Origin of the sequence: Faecalibacillus sp. TM498 (assembly GCF_020589955.1) — a bacterium.
GTDB classification, from domain to species: Bacteria; Bacillota_I; Bacilli_A; order Erysipelotrichales; family Coprobacillaceae; genus Faecalibacillus; species Faecalibacillus intestinalis.
This window is the reverse complement of sequence record NZ_JAJDKB010000050.1, coordinates 1-16747: the sequence shown is the minus strand read 5'-3', so window position 1 is coordinate 16747 and position 16747 is coordinate 1. Positions and strand designations below refer to the sequence as shown.

At 28.1% G+C, this 16747-nt stretch carries 20 protein-coding genes and 1 riboswitch; of the genes, 1 reads left to right on the top strand and 19 read right to left on the bottom strand.

The annotated features are described in order from the left end of the window. Nucleotides 1-95: 95 nt before the first annotated feature. The 19 genes from LJD32_RS12360 to LJD32_RS12270 all read right to left on the bottom strand — a co-directional run bounded on the left by LJD32_RS12360 (nucleotide 96) and on the right by LJD32_RS12270 (nucleotide 15620). On the bottom strand, nucleotides 96-1256 hold the full coding sequence (locus LJD32_RS12360; protein WP_117575490.1) for a phosphoglycerate dehydrogenase: 1161 nt from the start codon (nucleotides 1254-1256) through the stop codon (nucleotides 96-98). A gap of 10 nt (nucleotides 1257-1266) precedes the next feature. Next, a complete protein-coding gene (serC, locus tag LJD32_RS12355; RefSeq protein ID WP_119362771.1) occupies nucleotides 1267-2352 on the bottom strand; it encodes a 3-phosphoserine/phosphohydroxythreonine transaminase in 1086 nt (361 codons plus the stop codon). A 137-nt stretch (nucleotides 2353-2489) separates the two neighbouring features. After that, nucleotides 2490-3266 carry a hypothetical protein gene (locus LJD32_RS12350; protein WP_227392541.1) on the bottom strand — a complete coding sequence of 259 codons (777 nt, stop codon included), beginning with the start codon at nucleotides 3264-3266 and terminating at the stop codon, nucleotides 2490-2492. 53 nt (nucleotides 3267-3319) lie between these two features. After that, nucleotides 3320-3859, bottom strand: coding sequence for a DNA-3-methyladenine glycosylase I (locus LJD32_RS12345; RefSeq protein ID WP_032089481.1), 540 nt, complete (start codon nucleotides 3857-3859; stop codon nucleotides 3320-3322). Further along, entirely contained in the window at nucleotides 3852-4610 is a 759-nt protein-coding gene (locus LJD32_RS12340) for a ChbG/HpnK family deacetylase (RefSeq protein ID WP_147580664.1), read from the bottom strand. The genes LJD32_RS12345 and LJD32_RS12340 overlap by 8 nt, the downstream gene beginning before the upstream one ends. Next, a complete protein-coding gene (locus tag LJD32_RS12335; RefSeq protein ID WP_227392540.1) occupies nucleotides 4588-5352 on the bottom strand; it encodes an SseB family protein in 765 nt (254 codons plus the stop codon). The genes LJD32_RS12340 and LJD32_RS12335 overlap by 23 nt, the downstream gene beginning before the upstream one ends. 42 nt (nucleotides 5353-5394) lie before the next feature. Continuing rightward, entirely contained in the window at nucleotides 5395-6411 is a 1017-nt protein-coding gene (mutY, locus tag LJD32_RS12330; RefSeq protein ID WP_227392539.1) for an A/G-specific adenine glycosylase, read from the bottom strand. A 69-nt stretch (nucleotides 6412-6480) separates the two neighbouring features. Next, the gene (locus LJD32_RS12325; RefSeq protein WP_227392538.1) at nucleotides 6481-7338 is read right to left on the bottom strand and encodes an EamA family transporter; all 858 of its coding nucleotides are present in this window, start codon (nucleotides 7336-7338) and stop codon (nucleotides 6481-6483) included. Nucleotides 7339-7419: 81 nt separating this feature from the next. Next, the gene (locus tag LJD32_RS12320) at nucleotides 7420-7785 is read right to left on the bottom strand and encodes a response regulator (protein WP_227392543.1); all 366 of its coding nucleotides are present in this window, start codon (nucleotides 7783-7785) and stop codon (nucleotides 7420-7422) included. A 199-nt stretch (nucleotides 7786-7984) separates the two neighbouring features. Further along, nucleotides 7985-8060, bottom strand: a riboswitch (cyclic di-GMP riboswitch). A gap of 57 nt (nucleotides 8061-8117) precedes the next feature. Beyond that, nucleotides 8118-8360, bottom strand: coding sequence for a DUF454 family protein (locus LJD32_RS12315; protein ID WP_052010789.1), 243 nt, complete (start codon nucleotides 8358-8360; stop codon nucleotides 8118-8120). Nucleotides 8361-8557: 197 nt separating this feature from the next. Continuing rightward, nucleotides 8558-9181 (bottom strand): HAD family hydrolase, encoded by a 624-nt coding sequence (locus LJD32_RS12310; protein ID WP_147580660.1) that lies wholly within the window; start codon nucleotides 9179-9181, stop codon nucleotides 8558-8560. Beyond that, nucleotides 9168-10151: an ROK family protein gene (locus LJD32_RS12305; protein ID WP_227392537.1), complete on the bottom strand. Its 984-nt coding sequence runs from the start codon at nucleotides 10149-10151 to the stop codon at nucleotides 9168-9170. The genes LJD32_RS12310 and LJD32_RS12305 overlap by 14 nt, the downstream gene beginning before the upstream one ends. A gap of 58 nt (nucleotides 10152-10209) precedes the next feature. Next, nucleotides 10210-10740, bottom strand: coding sequence for a methylated-DNA--[protein]-cysteine S-methyltransferase (locus LJD32_RS12300; protein WP_227392536.1), 531 nt, complete (start codon nucleotides 10738-10740; stop codon nucleotides 10210-10212). A gap of 11 nt (nucleotides 10741-10751) precedes the next feature. Then, a complete protein-coding gene (locus LJD32_RS12295; RefSeq protein WP_264472164.1) occupies nucleotides 10752-10979 on the bottom strand; it encodes a helix-turn-helix domain-containing protein in 228 nt (75 codons plus the stop codon). 26 nt (nucleotides 10980-11005) lie between these two features. Beyond that, a complete protein-coding gene (locus LJD32_RS12290; protein ID WP_227392534.1) occupies nucleotides 11006-11632 on the bottom strand; it encodes a cupin domain-containing protein in 627 nt (208 codons plus the stop codon). A gap of 313 nt (nucleotides 11633-11945) precedes the next feature. Continuing rightward, nucleotides 11946-12905: an MFS transporter gene (locus LJD32_RS12285; protein ID WP_227392533.1), complete on the bottom strand. Its 960-nt coding sequence runs from the start codon at nucleotides 12903-12905 to the stop codon at nucleotides 11946-11948. A gap of 74 nt (nucleotides 12906-12979) precedes the next feature. Continuing rightward, on the bottom strand, nucleotides 12980-13519 hold the full coding sequence (rbr, locus tag LJD32_RS12280; protein ID WP_147580654.1) for a rubrerythrin: 540 nt from the start codon (nucleotides 13517-13519) through the stop codon (nucleotides 12980-12982). Between the two features lie 215 nt (nucleotides 13520-13734). Beyond that, a complete protein-coding gene (locus LJD32_RS15540; RefSeq protein WP_318532679.1) occupies nucleotides 13735-15330 on the bottom strand; it encodes a nucleoside-diphosphate sugar epimerase/dehydratase in 1596 nt (531 codons plus the stop codon). Nucleotides 15331-15359: 29 nt separating this feature from the next. Continuing rightward, nucleotides 15360-15620, bottom strand: coding sequence for a hypothetical protein (locus LJD32_RS12270; protein ID WP_227392532.1), 261 nt, complete (start codon nucleotides 15618-15620; stop codon nucleotides 15360-15362). 242 nt (nucleotides 15621-15862) lie between these two features. Between LJD32_RS12270 and LJD32_RS12265 the strand changes: the two genes are divergently transcribed. Beyond that, the gene (locus LJD32_RS12265) at nucleotides 15863-16654 is read left to right on the top strand and encodes a tyrosine-protein phosphatase (protein WP_227392531.1); all 792 of its coding nucleotides are present in this window, start codon (nucleotides 15863-15865) and stop codon (nucleotides 16652-16654) included. The last annotated feature ends 93 nt before the right edge of the window (nucleotides 16655-16747 follow it).

The window sequence follows — 16747 nt, the reverse complement described above, 5'->3', positions numbered from 1 at the left end:
CAGATCATTTTATCTTTCTCTTTTCCTTCTTTCAATGGACGGATAGTCCAAAAAAAGAAGTCCCTTAGGACTTCTTGAAATACGTTTATCAAGTTTTATTTAATCACTCTTACATTAATAATTCCTTCAGCTGCTTCGATACGTTCAATAATATCTTGACGTACATCATCATTTGTATCAATTAATGTATAAGCATAATCCCCACGAGAACGGTTCACCATATTTTCTATATTTAAGTTGTGATCAGCAAATAATTTAGAAATACGTGCCAAGATATTTGGCATATTTTTATTGGTAATACATAGTCTTACTTTTGATTCTCTTGGTTGATTAACAGCTGGGAAATTCACAGAATTTTTAATATTTCCATTTTCTAAGAAATCTTTTAATTCTTGAACAGCCATTTTCGCACAGTTATCTTCACTTTCAGGAGTAGAAGCTCCTAAGTGAGGTAATACAATAATATTATCTTTTCCAATTAATTCTTGTGAAGCAAAATCAGTTATATATTTACTTAATTTACCTGATTCAACTGCTTCTAATAAATCCTCGTTTACAACTAAGTCCCCTCTAGCAAAGTTTAATAAACGTGCTCCGTCTTTCATTAATGCAAACTTTTCTTTATTTAACATACCCTTTGTATCTTTAGTACTTGGTACATGGACAGTAATGTAGTCACATGTTTTAAATATTTCATCCATATCTTTTGCTTGACGTACATGTTTTGATAAAGCCCAAGCAGAATTGACAGACATAAATGGATCATATCCATAAACTTCCATTCCTAGTTTATTAGCTGCATTTGCAACTAAAACTCCAATAGCACCTAAACCAATGACCCCTAATTTTTTACCTTCGATTTCAGGCCCTACAAAGTTTGATTTTCCTTTTTCTGCTGTCTTTCCTACATTTTCATCATCCTTTAAAGTATTGACCCATTCAATACTTTCAACGATCTTACGACTTGATAAAAATAAAGCACATAAAACAAGTTCTTTTACCGCATTCGCATTTGCCCCCGGTGTATTAAAAACAACAATTCCTTTTTCTGAACATTTTTCAACAGGAATGTTATTGACCCCCGCACCAGCTCTCGCAATCGCTTTAACATTTTTTGTAAATTCATATTCATGTAAAGATGCACTTCTAAGTAAAATAGCATCTTCATTTTCTAACGTTTCCCCATATTCATAATCTTCATTAAAATAATCCAATCCTACTGAAGATATTTTATTCATCAATTTAACCTTATACATACTTGACTCCTTATCGATTATTTTCTTCAAATTCTTTCATAAATGCGACAAGTTTTTCAACACCTTCATATGGCATTGCATTGTAAATAGAAGCACGAATCCCCCCTACAGAACGATGACCTTTTAAATTTGTCATGCCTGCTTCGATACTTTCTTTAACAAACTTCGCATCTAAATCTTTATTTGGTGTTGTAAAAGTCACATTCATAAGTGATCTATTTTCTTTATCACTATGTGCTTTATAGAAAGTCGATTGATCTAAATAGTCATAAACTAATTTAGCTTTCTTTTCATTTCTTTCTTTCATAACTTCTAATCCACCTAAAGAATCAATCCATTCAAGAACAAGTCCTAAAACATAAATTGCATAAGCTGGTGGTGTGTTATACATTGAATCATTTTTGATCATCAATTTATAATCTAATAAAACAGGTGTTGTTTTGGCAACATCTTGAAGTAAATCTTCACGAATAATTGCTACTCCTAATCCAGCAATTCCCATGTTCTTTTGAGCACCCGCATAAATCATCCCATATTTACTTACATCTACTGGTTTTGATAAAATATTAGATGACATATCCGCAATAATTGGTACCCCATTTGTTTCAGGTACATATTTCCATTCTGTTCCATAAATTGTGTTATTAGCACAGATGTGTAAATAAGATGCATCTTTAGATAAATCTAATTCATCTTGTGTTGGAATATGTTTAAAATCATTGCTACTACCATCATAAACAATATGAATATCCCCATATTTTTTTGCTTCTGCAGCTGCTTTTTTACTAAAAGCACCTGTAATCGCATAATCAGCTTTCCCATTCTTTAAAAGATTTAAAGGAACCATTGAAAATTGTTGAGTTGCTCCCCCTTGAATAAAAACAATTTTATAATTTTCAGGAACATTCATCACTTTCTTTAATAATCCTTTTGTTTTTTCAAAGATATCTAAGTAGGAAGAGGATCTATGACTCATCTCCATTACAGACATACCACTGCCTTCATAATTCAACATTTGTTTTGCTGCTTTTTCAAGTACAGCAACAGGCAACATTGAAGGACCTGCTGAGAAATTGTAAACTCTTTTTTCGGTCATATATAAAACCTTCCTTTCTTATTTGTATTGCTAACATTATATTGTATACAATTTTGTTTGTCTAGTGATATTGTATAAATTCATACAATTTATAATTTGTTATCAAATAGATAAAAAATTATAAATAAAAAGACAGATTACTCTGCCTTATATATATGCCAAACAAAAAGAATCATGCCAATCATTAAAGATACCATTGCCACAATCAAATAAGAATCAATACTTATAGATGAAATAGGAATATTTAACATCTTAATATAAAAAGATTTTGATATTTCAATTAATCCTATCATCATATAATCAATCAAGGCTTTTACTAAAAGAACTATTGAAAAAGCCAAAGAAAAACTTGATTTATTTAAATTATATAATCTAAAAAAACATAATAATATCCACAATAAAATAATTATTCTAAAAAATATTGATTGCATAATCGAATAAATAAAAACAAAGATTTTTGAAAAAGAACTTAATTTATTTTTCATACGATGAATCATTTTATTCCAAAACTGATTTTGTTTTAAAATATTCATAATTTGTTTTTCTTCAATAGATATATTCAATTCATCTTTGATCATTTTTTTACATGATGTAGAAAATTTTTGTAATTCTTTTTGATCTAATTTTATTTTATTTTTATTGGTATTTCGCATAGATTGATCAAAAGCATATCTATTTAATTGATAAAGAGCATCACTCTTTTTTATTTTATTTTGTAACTGATTTATTTGTTGAAAATTTGCATCTGTTTCTTCGTCTATAATTAAATCAATAATTTGATTGACAATAAGTGAATTAATATAATTATCACTGATTGTCTTTACACAAATTGTTTGAAATGTCATGGAGATCGTTAGTAGACACATTAAAACGACAACAACAATACAAGTTTTTAATTGTCTCTTTTTTTGCATTAAACTCACCTTATTTTTATTATACCTAATAATACAAAAAAAGAAACTGTTCTTTAAAGATGTAAAAAACAATTTCTATCATGATGATTATAAATCCCAATTGCTTCTAAATAAGAATAGATTGTAATACTTCCTACAAATGACATACCTTTTTTCTTTAAATCCTTAGAAATTTGATCTGATAACGTACTCGTTGTTTCATTTTCTTTTTTTTCATAAATAATTTTATCATTTGTATAAGCCCATAAATATTTAGAAAAAGAACCATATTCTTTCTGTATTTCAATAAATATTTGTGCATTTTTAACTGCTGCTTTAATTTTTCTAGAATTACGAATAATCTTTGGATTATTCATTAGCTCATTTATTTTGCAATCATCATACATTGCTATTTTATTAACATCAAATTGATCAAAAGCCTCTTTAAAAGCTTCTCTTTTATGTAAAATAGTGATCCAAGAAAGCCCTGCTTGAAATGTCTCTAATAAAAACATTTCATACAATTTTTGATCATCATAAACAGGTTTTCCCCATTCATGATCATGATAATCAATATAAAGAGGATCATCATTGACCCATGAACATCTATGCATTTTTAACCTTTCTAAAATCAGTTAATTCAATTTGATACTCTTTAAGCCAATCTTTTAACCATGATGAACATAGAAAATCACATTCCATTGCCCTAATAAGCGTAAAAGATGAATGTGTTAGAATATATTGATCTAAATACCCTGGATGGAAAACCATCACGGATACATCATGATTTCTAATAAATTCTAAACTGTTTTCAATATATTCTTTTGGATCATAAAGCATTTGTTCATTAAGCTTGGCCATTGCAATACCATAAATATTATTTTCTTTTTCAAACTCTTGATCAAATAAAACATTTTCATAAAAAAGACCATATTTTTTAGCCACATTTCTTAAAGCTATAAAAAATTTTTGTGAAATAACAGCATGACATTCAAAATAATCAGGATCTTTTCCAGTGATTTCTTTAAAACGTAAATATTGTGCTTCAATTTCCATCTCAGCTTCTTCAATAACTACTGTATCTTCTTTTCTACTTCTAATTTCTCTTGATGAACAAAATTCACCATTTTCTTGAACTAAAGATGGTATAAGCTTAGGATCAGTTAAGGGTCTTCCCGCACAAATATTTGTATGTTGCCCTAAAGCAATATCAAAATCTTTTACAAGTTCATACCCATGGTTTGCATGTTCCATATTTGTCATCATCCCAACACTTGTAATAACACCCTCTTTAACTGCTTTATAAATTCCTAAATTGACTGCTTCACTAAATCCTAAATCATCAGCTCTCATAATCAATTTCATACTTTTGTCTCCTTTTCCTATCTTTAAGATAACTTTTAGCTTTCGCATATGTTTTTATATTTTTTTCTTTAATTGTTCTAATATGTTGAATAACATCTTTATTTAAAACAATACTTCTTTCTTTATGATAAGGATTAATGATAATTCCATCAAGTTTATCTTGATTTAAACACATTCTAGAATAATCATCAAAACTATAAACTGAACCTTTTTTATTTTTACATTTTTGATCTTTATTCATTTCTAATTGACTTGTATAAATTGGATAATATTTTTTATCATTTATTTGATAAATAGGAAAATCTTGATAATCAAATACAGCTAAAAAATAAGCTCTTGTCGCAAGTTGTTCAAATAAAATATCTAAATAATCATAGTGTTGACAATTAACTTGGTCTAATAAAAATTGAAGATAAGGATTATAAACTTCTTCTCGAGAAGAAGCTAAATGATTATTTTTATTCGTAAAGATATAACCTTGATCTATTTCTTCTTGAAAACATTGATCAATCAATAATGCATAATAGTTTTGCTTAGAATCTACTTCTATCCACTCTTGAATCTCTACTTTTTCTTCATAGCCATAAGGACCTATCAAAAATAAAGAATCTAATTTTTGTATAATTCCATCAACTATTCCTAAAACAAACAATTCATCATTTTTATGTTCATAAATTCCTTCAACACAAAAAGAAAAGTACTCCTCTTTTTCAATTTTACTTTCTTTCTTAAATAATTTCATAGCATCACACCCTTTAACTATTATATTTATTTTATTTGTATTTTACATGAACTTTAGATACGCTTTTAAAACTTTTAAATGGGCAGTTGATAAAGGTAACGCCTCTATTTCCTCTAAAGTATACATTCCTTCTATTTCATGTTCTAAAACAAAATGATAAACATGCATAAACCATGTACGATGACTAAAAACATGTTTAATATCTTTAATATGTGCTTGAATTATTAAATCTTGATGATACTTTTCTTGAAAAGAAGAAACAAAACTATAGGGACTTTCAACATCATATTGTACAAAACCATAAAGATTTTCTAATAATCCCCCTGGTGGATTTTGAATAAGTAAATATTTATCTTGATAAGTGATGATTCCTGTAATATAACTTATCTCTTGTTTTTTTATTTTTTTTATATTAATAGGTAAAACATCCATTTGTTTATTTTTAAAAGCTAAACATTCTTTTTGAATCGGACAACGAGAACAAAGTGGATGGACAGGTTTACAAATCGTTGCTCCTAAATCCATCATTCCTTGATTAAAAGCAGAAGCATCTTGATTTAAAATCAATTCTTGAACTATTTGATATATTTTCTTTTGTACTTTTGTTTCTGCAATATTTTCTTTAAGCAAATAATAGCGACTGATAATTCTTAAAACATTGCCATCTACAGCTGGAACTTGCTTTTCATAAGCAATTGAACTAATAGCACCGGCAGTATATTCTCCAATTCCTTTTAAAGATAAAATATCATTATATTCATAAGGAAATTTCCCTTGATATTTTTCTACAATTATTTGAGCACTTTCATGTAAATGCTTCGCACGTCGATAATATCCTAAACCTTCCCACATTTTATAGACTTCTTCTAAAGAAGCACTGGCAAGTGCTTCAATTGTAGGAAAGTTTTCTAGAAAACGCTCATAATAAGGGATAACTGTTTCTGTCGTTGTTTGTTGTAACATAATTTCACTGATCCAAATATGATATGGATTTTGGTCTTTTCTCCAAGGAAAGTCTCTTTTATTTTGTTGATACCATTGTATTAATTGTTTTTGCATTCTTTTCACCTTTATTTATTTTAAAGGATATTATTTCTTTTGAAAAGAAAAATATGGCTTTCGCCATATTTAAAGTAACATTAATAATGTTCCACCAACAAGAATCAAAAATCCAATCAATGATTTCTTATTTAGTTTTTCATGGAAGACAACATATGAGAAAATAATTGTCACAACAATACTTAATTTATCAATTGGTACAACTATACTTGCTGGTCCTTCTTGAAGAGCCTTGTAATAACAAAGCCATGATAACCCTGTAGCAATTCCTGACAAACAAATAAAAAGTAATTCATGACGGTCTATCTCTTTGATGGTATGTTGTTTTCCTACAACAAACACAACGACCCATGACATGATTAAAACAACTACAGTGCGAATAGATGTTCCCAAATTAGAGTCAATATTTTGCATACCTACTTTTCCAAGTAAAGATGTTAAGCTTGCAAAAACAGCTGAAAGTAAAGCATAAATCAACCAACTTTTATGATGTGTCGTTGTTGAACTTTCTTTTTGATCAATCATTAAATACGTACCTGCACCAATTAGAATAACACACATCCATTTTAATAAAGTCATATCTTCTTTTAAGAAGATAAAAGCTAAAACAATTGTAAGAATTATACTTGATTTATCAATCGGAACAACTTTATTAACATCTCCTAATTGTAAAGCTTTAAAATAACAAAGCCATGATGATCCTGTCGCAAAACCAGATAAGATTAGAAAAATCCATGTATTTGTTGAAATTGTTGAAATCTGATTTTGACTATGTACAATAAAAACCATTAACCATGAAAAAATCAAAACAACAATTGTACGTAATGCTGTTGCTACATGAGAATCTGTTTTTTTAATTCCACACTTGGCAAGAATTGATGTAATTCCTGCAAACAAAGCTGATCCAAACGCATATAAAACCCACATAAATAAATCTCCCCAAGAAATTATAGTTCTTTATGCTTATTTTGTTAAGAATGCAATCTAAATCATAACAATTAATTAACATTAAATATATTTCTTTAAAACTTGAATAACAATATTCATATCAATTGGTTTAGCAATATGATCATTCATTCCAAATTCTAAAGCTTTCTTTTTATCTTCGGCAAAAGCATTGGCTGTCATCGAAATAATTGGAATATGTGATCTAATAGGATCATTCATTCTTCTTATTTTTTGAGTAGTATAATAACCATCTAAAATAGGCATTTGAATATTCATTAAAATCAAAGAATAATAATCTGTGGGCTGTTTTTCAATTTGTTCAATACACTCTACACCATTTTTAACACGATCAATAAACATTCCTTCTTCATTTAAAAGTTCTATTGCTATTTCAGCATTTAAATCATTATCTTCTACTAATAAAATTCTTTTTTATAATTATTTTGTAAAATAAATGTATAAATTGAAAGGAATAAAGCAGCTACTAAAATGGTAAAAATAATTTTCCACCCTAAACGATGTTCTTTTTTTGAATTATTATATAGATTTTTTTATTTTCCATAACTGCCCTCCTACAAAAAAACAGGAAAAATATGCACAAAGGTATGGTTTTCCTGTTTAATATAGTTGCAACTGGCTGTCATTTTAAAGACCCTATAGCTTTGCGTCACAATTTTTCAATTGCTTTGCCTATTAAGTTATCTTCATTATATTTTACCCAACAATCTATGTCAATTTATTGAAAATAAAAACGAATACTAATTCAGTATTCGCTTTAAAAAGTGTGATTTTTCAATAATCTTTTGACAATGTTTTTGATATAATTCATGTCCTTTGACCCATTCTTTAATTCGATTTGATGATTCCATCAAACAAATCGCACCAATAATAAAAAATGGTACTTGAGGAACAACAGGAAGCAATAATCCAACAAATCCTAATAATATAAAAAATACTCCTATAACAAATAAAAGACTACGATAAATGTATCTTAACTTCATATAACTGCCTCCTTTTTACAAACAAAAGAATAAGAAAGTTATATGAACAAGTCATGAACTAATTCTAAACAATTCTTAAAGATATTCTGGACTATTTCTTAAGAAATAATAATTGTTAAAAATTTTGTGTATGATTTATCAAAATCAATCATGTTACTTAAAAACATAAATAACCATTCATTATATTATTGAAAATCTTAAAGTAACTTCAGTAAATCTATTGGGTTTTCAAAAGTATATTGACTAGGAATATCTTGACAAGCAACACTTCCCCATTTAGCTAGTCCAAAATCAATGTTGGCATTTAAAGCAGCTTGATAATCCGAATAGGCATCTCCAATATAAATCACCTCATCAGAATTCAAATTTAATTTTTCTATACATTTTAATAAAGGCTCTGGATGAGGTTTATGATGCGTTGTATCATCTTCTAAAATAACAGCTGACATATATTGATCAATGCCTTTAGAAACAATATCAATTTCATATTGATCTCTTAACTTTGAAGAAACGATTGCTTGTTTAATTTTATGATTTTTAAAGGTTTCTAAAACTTCTTCAAATCCTTCAAATAAAGTAGCTCCCTCTTCATAGTCATTAACATATTGCACCCATCTAGCATAGGTTTTTTCTTGATCTTTAACACCTAATTCTTCCATGACCTTCATACCTGGATAGGCTGCAAATTTTAAAACTTGTTCAAATGTCCAATCTTCTCCCGTTTCTTCTTTAATGATTTTCATCAATGGATACATGTTCATATTCAATGTATTTAACAAAGTTCCATCAATATCATAAATAATTGCTTCATATTTTTTCATTTCTTTCAATCCTTTCCTTTAATAAATAAACAACCCCTCTATAAACTAATCCATCAAATAGCATAGAAGAAACATCTTCATGAAAATAAAGATTTTCAAAACAACTTTGATTTATTTCATTTAATACTTTTTCAATAATATTTTCTTCATATCGCCATTTTAAATCTAATGAGAGTTCTAAACGCTTTGGATCAATCATTGTAAAAACTATACTTAGCAACAAACTAAGAATCTCATTAAATTCTTCTTGGTTTTGACATTCACGAATTTGTTGATTGATTGTTTTCCCTTTTAAAGATATCAACCCTATTTCCCCCATGATTCCACTTCTTCCATAAAGTGGTTCATCTTTATAGAAATAAGAACTTCCTATACCTACTTCATTAATATACAAATAATAAGTAGAATCTTGTTGATAAGTAAAATAACATCCTTGATGAATCATCTTAACATCATTTTGTAATTGAAGAGGAATGTTTATTTCTTTTTTGATATCTTTTAACCATTGATGTTTTTCAAGAACATTATGATGATCCGTTACATAGACATCTTCATAAACAATACCTTCTACTGCTATTTGACAACAATGTATCTTTTCTTGATCAATTAAATCTTTGATAGTCTTTTTCAATTCATCCTCACTTTGATAAAATAGAATACTCTCTTTTTTTATTTCATTAAAATTTCTTAATTGATAAATAACTTTATCTACTTGAACATAAAGACAAAGAATCAAATAATTATTTTCATTTAATGCAAAGCGTGTTGGACATCTTCCTCCACTTGATAAATCATTTCCTACTTCTTGAATCAATTGTTTTTCTTGAAGCGTTCTTACCATATTACGAATACTTGGTTGGGATAATTGTAGATTTTCTACCAATTCATTCATTGTTGAACTGTTATGAAGATAAAGATATTTTAAAATAGCTAATAAATGTTTTTTCTTTGTTTCTTTTAATGCATTCATATTCTCACCTTTACTTTTATTATACTATAATAAAAGTAAATTAAAAGAAAAACCAGAATCATCTGGCTTTAGGCTTAAAATAATATGTCATATCCACACCTTCATGTTTTAACAAAGCGATTTTTTTATCAATACCTCCTGCATATCCCGTTAAACTGCCATTTGTACCAACGACACGATGACAAGGAATAATAATTGAAATAGGATTATGCCCTACAGCATTTCCTACTGCTTGTCCTGACATTTTTTCTTTATGCATTTTTTGAGCTACAACTTTTGCAATTTTTCCATAAGTTGTGACTTCACCATAAGGTATTTCACAAAGTATCTTCCACACTTCTTGTCTAAAATCACTACCTTGTGGTTTTAATGAGAGTTCTTTAATATTTGGTTTTTCTCCTTTGAAATAACGATTTAACCATTCTTTTGTTCTATGCAGTATTTCTATTTGATCATTAATAATGGGTTCTTCTTTTAATGTTGCTTGAAAATATTTTTGCCCTTCTAACCACAATCCTATTAAATTTTCTTCATCACTTACTAAATATAAAATTCCTAAGGGTGATTTATATGTTGTTTGATAATACATAATCTTTTCTCCTAAATATCTTGTATATTATTTTGATGACTAAAAAGCTGTTTTTGATATTGTTTTGGTGTAATGCTCATTCTTTTTTTAAAGCTTTGAATAAAATGACTGACATCGTTAAAACCAACTTCTAAAGCAATTTGTGAAATGATTGTTTTTTCTTTTCCTAATAGTTCTAAACTTTTTTTAATACGATAATTGATTAAATATTCATACGGTGTTGTTTGAAGAACTTGCATAAAAAGTCTTCCACAATGACCAACACTCATATTTCCATAAGAAGCAATTTCTTCAAGAGAAATATTTTCTTGATAATGTAAATGAATAAAAGCGAGACATTTTGTAAACTATGATGATAATCTTGTAAAGTATTTTCTTCATGATCTGCTTGTAATAAAAGATAATACATAAATTGAACAAGTTGTGTTGCTAAATAGTATTCTTTATGTTTTTCTTGATAAAATTCAAAAGATACATGATTGATGTTTTTAATAATGTCGATTATTTCTTTTTGTTTTAAAAGACAAATTCCAATGTTCATTTGTTCAATTTCTTTTTCCATAGGACTTTTTTCATAAAAATTAATAAAACTTTTTGGAAAAAGAAAAGAACGATAATGTGCTGTTTCTACTTCGATAAACTGATGAAATACTCTTTGAGAAATAAAAACAGCTTCTCCTTGATGAACTTCTATCGTTTTTCCAAGTGAAATAATTTTTATAATTCCTTCTAAAACATAAGTTATTTGCATATCTTCATGCCAATGCATTTCTTGAAAACGCATACGCGGTGGAATTGTTTTTTTATTATTACAATCAAGAGCAAGAAAAGGAAAATTGGTATGAATACGTGGATTTTTCACAAATAAATCATAAGAGTTATAATCTTGCATCCAATCACCCCTTTTCTTTTATTTTAATCTATTTATTTAAAAAATTCATTAAAATCTTTTGGTGATTCTTTTCTATTTGATAAAGTATATGTACGTTTTGATTACACCACTTTTCTTCATTTTTCCTCCACATTTGGTAATAACATTGAACAACAAGAGCAATTGCACAAACAATTGTCATAATAATAAAAGCATAATTTAAACCATAAGCATCTGAAACATATCCAAGAACAGGACATAATGCTGCGCCAATACTTACCGCTAAACCTAAAGCAATACCAGAGGCAAATCCAGTATGATTAGGTATATACTTTTATCCTAAAACAACCATTGGACTATAAGAAAGACTTTCACCACATGTCATGAAAATAAGCATTATTAAGGCAATCACGAAATGACTTGTATTAGTAAAAATAAAGATTGCAGGTAAGAAGATACAAAAACTAAGACGTACCATTTTACGATGTCCAAAACAATCGGCAATTCCTCCACCTAAAAGAATAGCAATCGATCCTATTCCATAAAAAACACTCAATAACATACTTGCGAATGAATTTGATTTAGAAAATTGTTGAATAAAATAAAACGCTAAGAATGTGGAAATTCCATTAGAAAGAATAGAACGACTAAAAACAACACCACATAATTTAATAAAACCACTCCAATCATCCTTTTGTTCACTTTTTACTTCTTCTTTCTTTTCAACTTCTAAAACATCCAAATTTTCAAAATCTTTATTAAAGAAAGAACAAACAATTCCAAAAACAATGCCAGGAATCAAGAAAAGAATTGTTCCTTTCATCCCAAATAAATTCATTAAAAAAGCTGTATAAACTGGTCCTAATGTAAAACCAACCTTACCACCAAAAGAGAAAATACTTATTCCTTTTCCTTTCGCATTTTTACTAGAAACACTATTGAAAAGTTTGGCAGCTTGAGGATGGAACATCGCTACTCCAATTCCACTAATAATGACTACAATACATAATCCAAAGGAATTAGAAATAAAACCCGTAACTGCCATTCCACCTGAAGCAAGTGATACGCTTAATGTCATATATAATAGTCTATTCTTTTTATCCGATAACATCCCAATAAATGGTTGAACGAAAGCTCCAAAAACATTTGATACCGTAACTAACATGGCAGCTGTTGTATAATCATAATGATATGTTGCAATTAAAAATGGTAATACAGCAGATAAAATACTTTGATTAATGTCTGAACATAAATGTCCTAAAGATAAAACATATTTATAGGGAGATATCCACAAAAAGCACTAAAAAATATAACAATATCAACATTTATATAAGAATATAAAAAAAAGATGCCGTAGCATCTTTCTCATTAATAATTTTCTGCATGAACTTCAAAGTATGCTTGTGGATGATTACATACTGGACAAACATCAGGTGCTTTTTCACCAACAACGATATGTCCACAGTTACGACATTCCCAAACTTTGACTTCACTTTTAGCGAAAACTTCTTGCATTTCTACATTATGTAATAAAGCTCTATAACGTTCTTCATGATGTTTTTCAATTTCTCCAACTTTGCGGAATTTAGCAGCAAGTTCTGGGAAACCTTCTTCTTCTGCAGTTTTTGCGAAACCTTCATACATATCAGTCCATTCGTAGTTTTCACCTTCAGCTGCAGCCGCTAAATTTTCTGCTGTATTTCCAATACCATTTAATTCTTTAAACCACATTTTAGCATGTTCTTTTTCATTATCAGCTGTTTTTAAAAATAATGATGAGATTTGTTCAAAACCTTCTTTTTTAGCTTTTGAAGCAAAGTAAGTATATTTATTTCTTGCTTGAGATTCTCCCGCAAATGCTTCCATTAAGTTTTTTTCTGTTTGTGTTCCTGCATATTTATTAGCCATATTATATCTCCTCTTTTCTATTCCTTGTTAGGAATAATTCCTACTTATATATTAATTCAACTCATCCTATTTGTCAATAAAAATGAATAGAAATAAAAGTGAGGCTATTTAACCTCACTTCGTTCAACCCATTTAATACATACATCTTTTCCATATTATAAACTTTTTTTAAATCTTTATTAATATACAAAAAAATCTAACATTTGATTGTTAGATTATTTGACACCGTGTGTTGTATTTTCATCATAATGATATGTATCAACCATTTGATGAACTTCTTTTCTAATATTACTATCTTCATCATAAGCCACTTGATAAAGATGATCTAGTTGATCAAAGAAATCATGAGATAACTCAATAGGTTTACCAATATGAATCATCTTATTAGGTGTTGTTTGCATACCTTCTTCTTTCATCAACATTTCTTCATATAACTTTTCACCAGGTCTTAGACCAATAAATTTAATTTCAATATCTACATTTGGCTCTAATCCCGATAATTTAATTAAGTTTTTAGCCATATCTAAAATCTTAACAGGTTTTCCCATATCTAAGACAAAGATTTCCCCACCATGAGCATAAGCACCTGCTTGTAATACAAGTGAAACAGCTTCAGGAATCGTCATAAAATAACGAATAATATCAGGATGAGTAATTGTAATTGGTCCTCCATTTTGAATTTGTTTTTTAAATAATGGAATAACTGATCCATTAGATCCTAATACATTTCCAAAACGTACAGCTACAAATTCTGTTTTTGATTTCTTATCAAATGATTGAACAATCATTTCACATAATCTTTTTGAAGCACCCATAATATTGGTTGGGTTAACAGCTTTATCTGTTGAAATTAAAATAAACTTTTTAACTCCATATTGATCTGCAGCTTTAGCAACATTTAAAGTTCCAAAAACATTATTTTTAATTGCTTCATGTGGTGCATCTTCCATTAAAGGTACATGCTTATGAGCTGCTGCATGATAAACAATATCTGGATGGTAATAAGCAAATAAATCATTGATCTTATTTTGATCTCTAACAGAAGCAATCATTGTTTCTAAATTTAATTTAGGATATTTACGTTGTAATTCTAATTGAATATCATAAGCATTATTTTCATAAATATCTACAATAATTAATTGTTTAGGATGACTCTTAGCAATTTGTCGACATAACTCACTACCAATAGATCCTCCACCACCAGTAACCATGACAACTTTATCTTGAACATATCCCATAATTTCTTCTAAGTTTACTTTAATAGGATCTCTTCCAAGTAAATCTTGAACTTCTACATCTTTTAATTTTTCTAAAGTAATTTCATCATTTAAGAATTGATAAATACCAGGTAATTTTTTTAATTTACATTTAGTTTCTTTACAAATATTTAAAACTTCAGAAACTTCTTTATCATCAATAGAAGGTAAAGCAATATAAATTTCATCTACATGATATTTTTCAGCTTGTTGCAAGATTTCATTTCTTCCTCCAACAACAGGTACATTATGGATTCTTCTTCCTTTTTTAGATAAATCATCATCAATAAAACATACCACTTCTTTATTGATTTTTGGTGTAACTAATGTTTCTCTTAAAATCTTTTCACCAGCTGAACCAGCACCAATAATCATGACACGACTTTCTATATGTTCTCCTCTACCTAATAAATGGTGTCTAGAAGCATATAATCTTAAAAAACGATATCCAAATCTAGCTCCACCAACAAGCATAAGCAAGATAAGTAAATAAAGGAACACCGTACTAATAGGTGGTGTCATCGGACAAATCGTACATAAAATACAATAAACAATCGTACTTAAAAATGATGCTATAATAACATTTAATAATTCATTGACAGAAGCATATCTCCATAAACTATCATATAGACAAAAAAGATTAAGCTACTAACAATTAAACCACTTAATAAATAATAAGAATATCGTAAAAAACTTAATTCTATATGACCGTTATAAGCAATAATAGATGATAAAAAGAAAGCAATAATGACACTTAAAATATCAAAAGCGACTAAGCAAGTTTTTCTTATTAAAATCTGACTTCTTTCTTTTGTCATAAAATCCCCTCTCTTAATTTTTGACATTTTTATTTTCACTTTCTAAGTAGAATAATAAAACATTAACTATAATCATTATAATGTCCAAAATAAAAATAACAATAATTATTTTGTTCTTTTTACTAAACGACATTATTTGATACTCAACAACACTATCATTCATTTTTTGTATTCAAATACTACCATATCAATATTCTTAATACAATTCATTTCTATTGATTTTTCAAACTAATTGATAGATAATATCAATTAGTATTGGAGGAGATTTCATGTCTTTTATTGATATACATGGTCATTATGCTTGGAATATTGATGATGGTATACCATCTTATGAAGATGCAAGAAAAGCTTTAGAGCTTGCTAGAGAAAATAGAATAAGTGCAATCGTTGCTACACCACATGTAACTCCCGGTGTTCATACTAAAGATGATATTCATGATTTTATTCAAAGAATTGATGATTTAAGAATGCTAGCAACTGAATATAATATTGATATATTAGATGGCTGTGAATTATTTCTTAATCATGATTATCAAAAAGCTCTAGATCAAAATCTTTTTATTCCTATCGAAAACACACAATATGTTTTAGTAGAATTTGATGTACGAAAAGAAATAGGAAATGAACAAGAAGTAGAAGAAAGATTATATGATGTACAATTTAAAGGTTATACTCCTATTATTGCTCATGTTGAAAGATATTTTAAAAATGGACTAGATATTGAAAGAGTAAATGGTTTTATTGAAAGTGGTTGTATTATTCAAGTAAATGCTACAAGCTTTTTAGGGTATCATGGTAAACAAGCTAAAAAAATAGCTTTTCAACTATTAGATGAAGGCTTGATCCATGTAATTGCTACAGATACGCATCGAGCTATTGGTTCTCGAAAACCTTGTTTAAATAAAATATTTTATTTACTTGAAAAAAAATATAATTATCATGCTATTCATACTTTAATGTCAGAAAGTCCTTTACATATTTTAAAAAATGAATGGTTAGAACCGGTCTATGCAAGAGAATCATTTTTTAAAAAATTAGCTAAAAAACTTAAATCTAAATAATTCAAAAGGAGTCGGCTATTCAAATAATTTAGGGGTCCCAACTTTGGGGGTCTACTTTAGGGGACAACTTTAGGGGGATGGACTTCTAATAAT

Bases quoted from the DNA above. Each gene is read 5' to 3' on its own strand.
- LJD32_RS12360 (WP_117575490.1), bottom strand. From the start codon at position 1,256: ATGTATAAGGTTAAATTGATGAATAAAATATCTTCAGTAGGATTGGAT.
- serC (WP_119362771.1), bottom strand. From the start codon at position 2,352: ATGACCGAAAAAAGAGTTTACAATTTCTCAGCAGGTCCTTCAATGTTG.
- LJD32_RS12350 (WP_227392541.1), bottom strand. From the start codon at position 3,266: ATGCAAAAAAAGAGACAATTAAAAACTTGTATTGTTGTTGTCGTTTTA.
- LJD32_RS12345 (WP_032089481.1), bottom strand. From the start codon at position 3,859: ATGCATAGATGTTCATGGGTCAATGATGATCCTCTTTATATTGATTAT.
- LJD32_RS12340 (WP_147580664.1), bottom strand. From the start codon at position 4,610: ATGAAATTGATTATGAGAGCTGATGATTTAGGATTTAGTGAAGCAGTC.
- LJD32_RS12335 (WP_227392540.1), bottom strand. From the start codon at position 5,352: ATGAAATTATTTAAGAAAGAAAGTAAAATTGAAAAAGAGGAGTACTTT.
- mutY (WP_227392539.1), bottom strand. From the start codon at position 6,411: ATGCAAAAACAATTAATACAATGGTATCAACAAAATAAAAGAGACTTT.
- LJD32_RS12325 (WP_227392538.1), bottom strand. From the start codon at position 7,338: ATGTGGGTTTTATATGCGTTTGGATCAGCTTTGTTTGCAGGAATTACA.
- LJD32_RS12315 (WP_052010789.1), bottom strand. From the start codon at position 8,360: ATGAAGTTAAGATACATTTATCGTAGTCTTTTATTTGTTATAGGAGTA.
- LJD32_RS12310 (WP_147580660.1), bottom strand. From the start codon at position 9,181: ATGAAAAAATATGAAGCAATTATTTATGATATTGATGGAACTTTGTTA.
- LJD32_RS12305 (WP_227392537.1), bottom strand. From the start codon at position 10,151: ATGAATGCATTAAAAGAAACAAAGAAAAAACATTTATTAGCTATTTTA.
- LJD32_RS12300 (WP_227392536.1), bottom strand. From the start codon at position 10,740: ATGTATTATCAAACAACATATAAATCACCCTTAGGAATTTTATATTTA.
- LJD32_RS12295 (WP_264472164.1), bottom strand. From the start codon at position 10,979: ATGCAAGTTCTTCAAACAACACCGTATGAATATTTAATCAATTATCGT.
- LJD32_RS12290 (WP_227392534.1), bottom strand. From the start codon at position 11,632: ATGCAAGATTATAACTCTTATGATTTATTTGTGAAAAATCCACGTATT.
- rbr (WP_147580654.1), bottom strand. From the start codon at position 13,519: ATGGCTAATAAATATGCAGGAACACAAACAGAAAAAAACTTAATGGAA.
- LJD32_RS12270 (WP_227392532.1), bottom strand. From the start codon at position 15,620: ATGTCAAAAATTAAGAGAGGGGATTTTATGACAAAAGAAAGAAGTCAG.
- LJD32_RS12265 (WP_227392531.1), top strand. From the start codon at position 15,863: ATGTCTTTTATTGATATACATGGTCATTATGCTTGGAATATTGATGAT.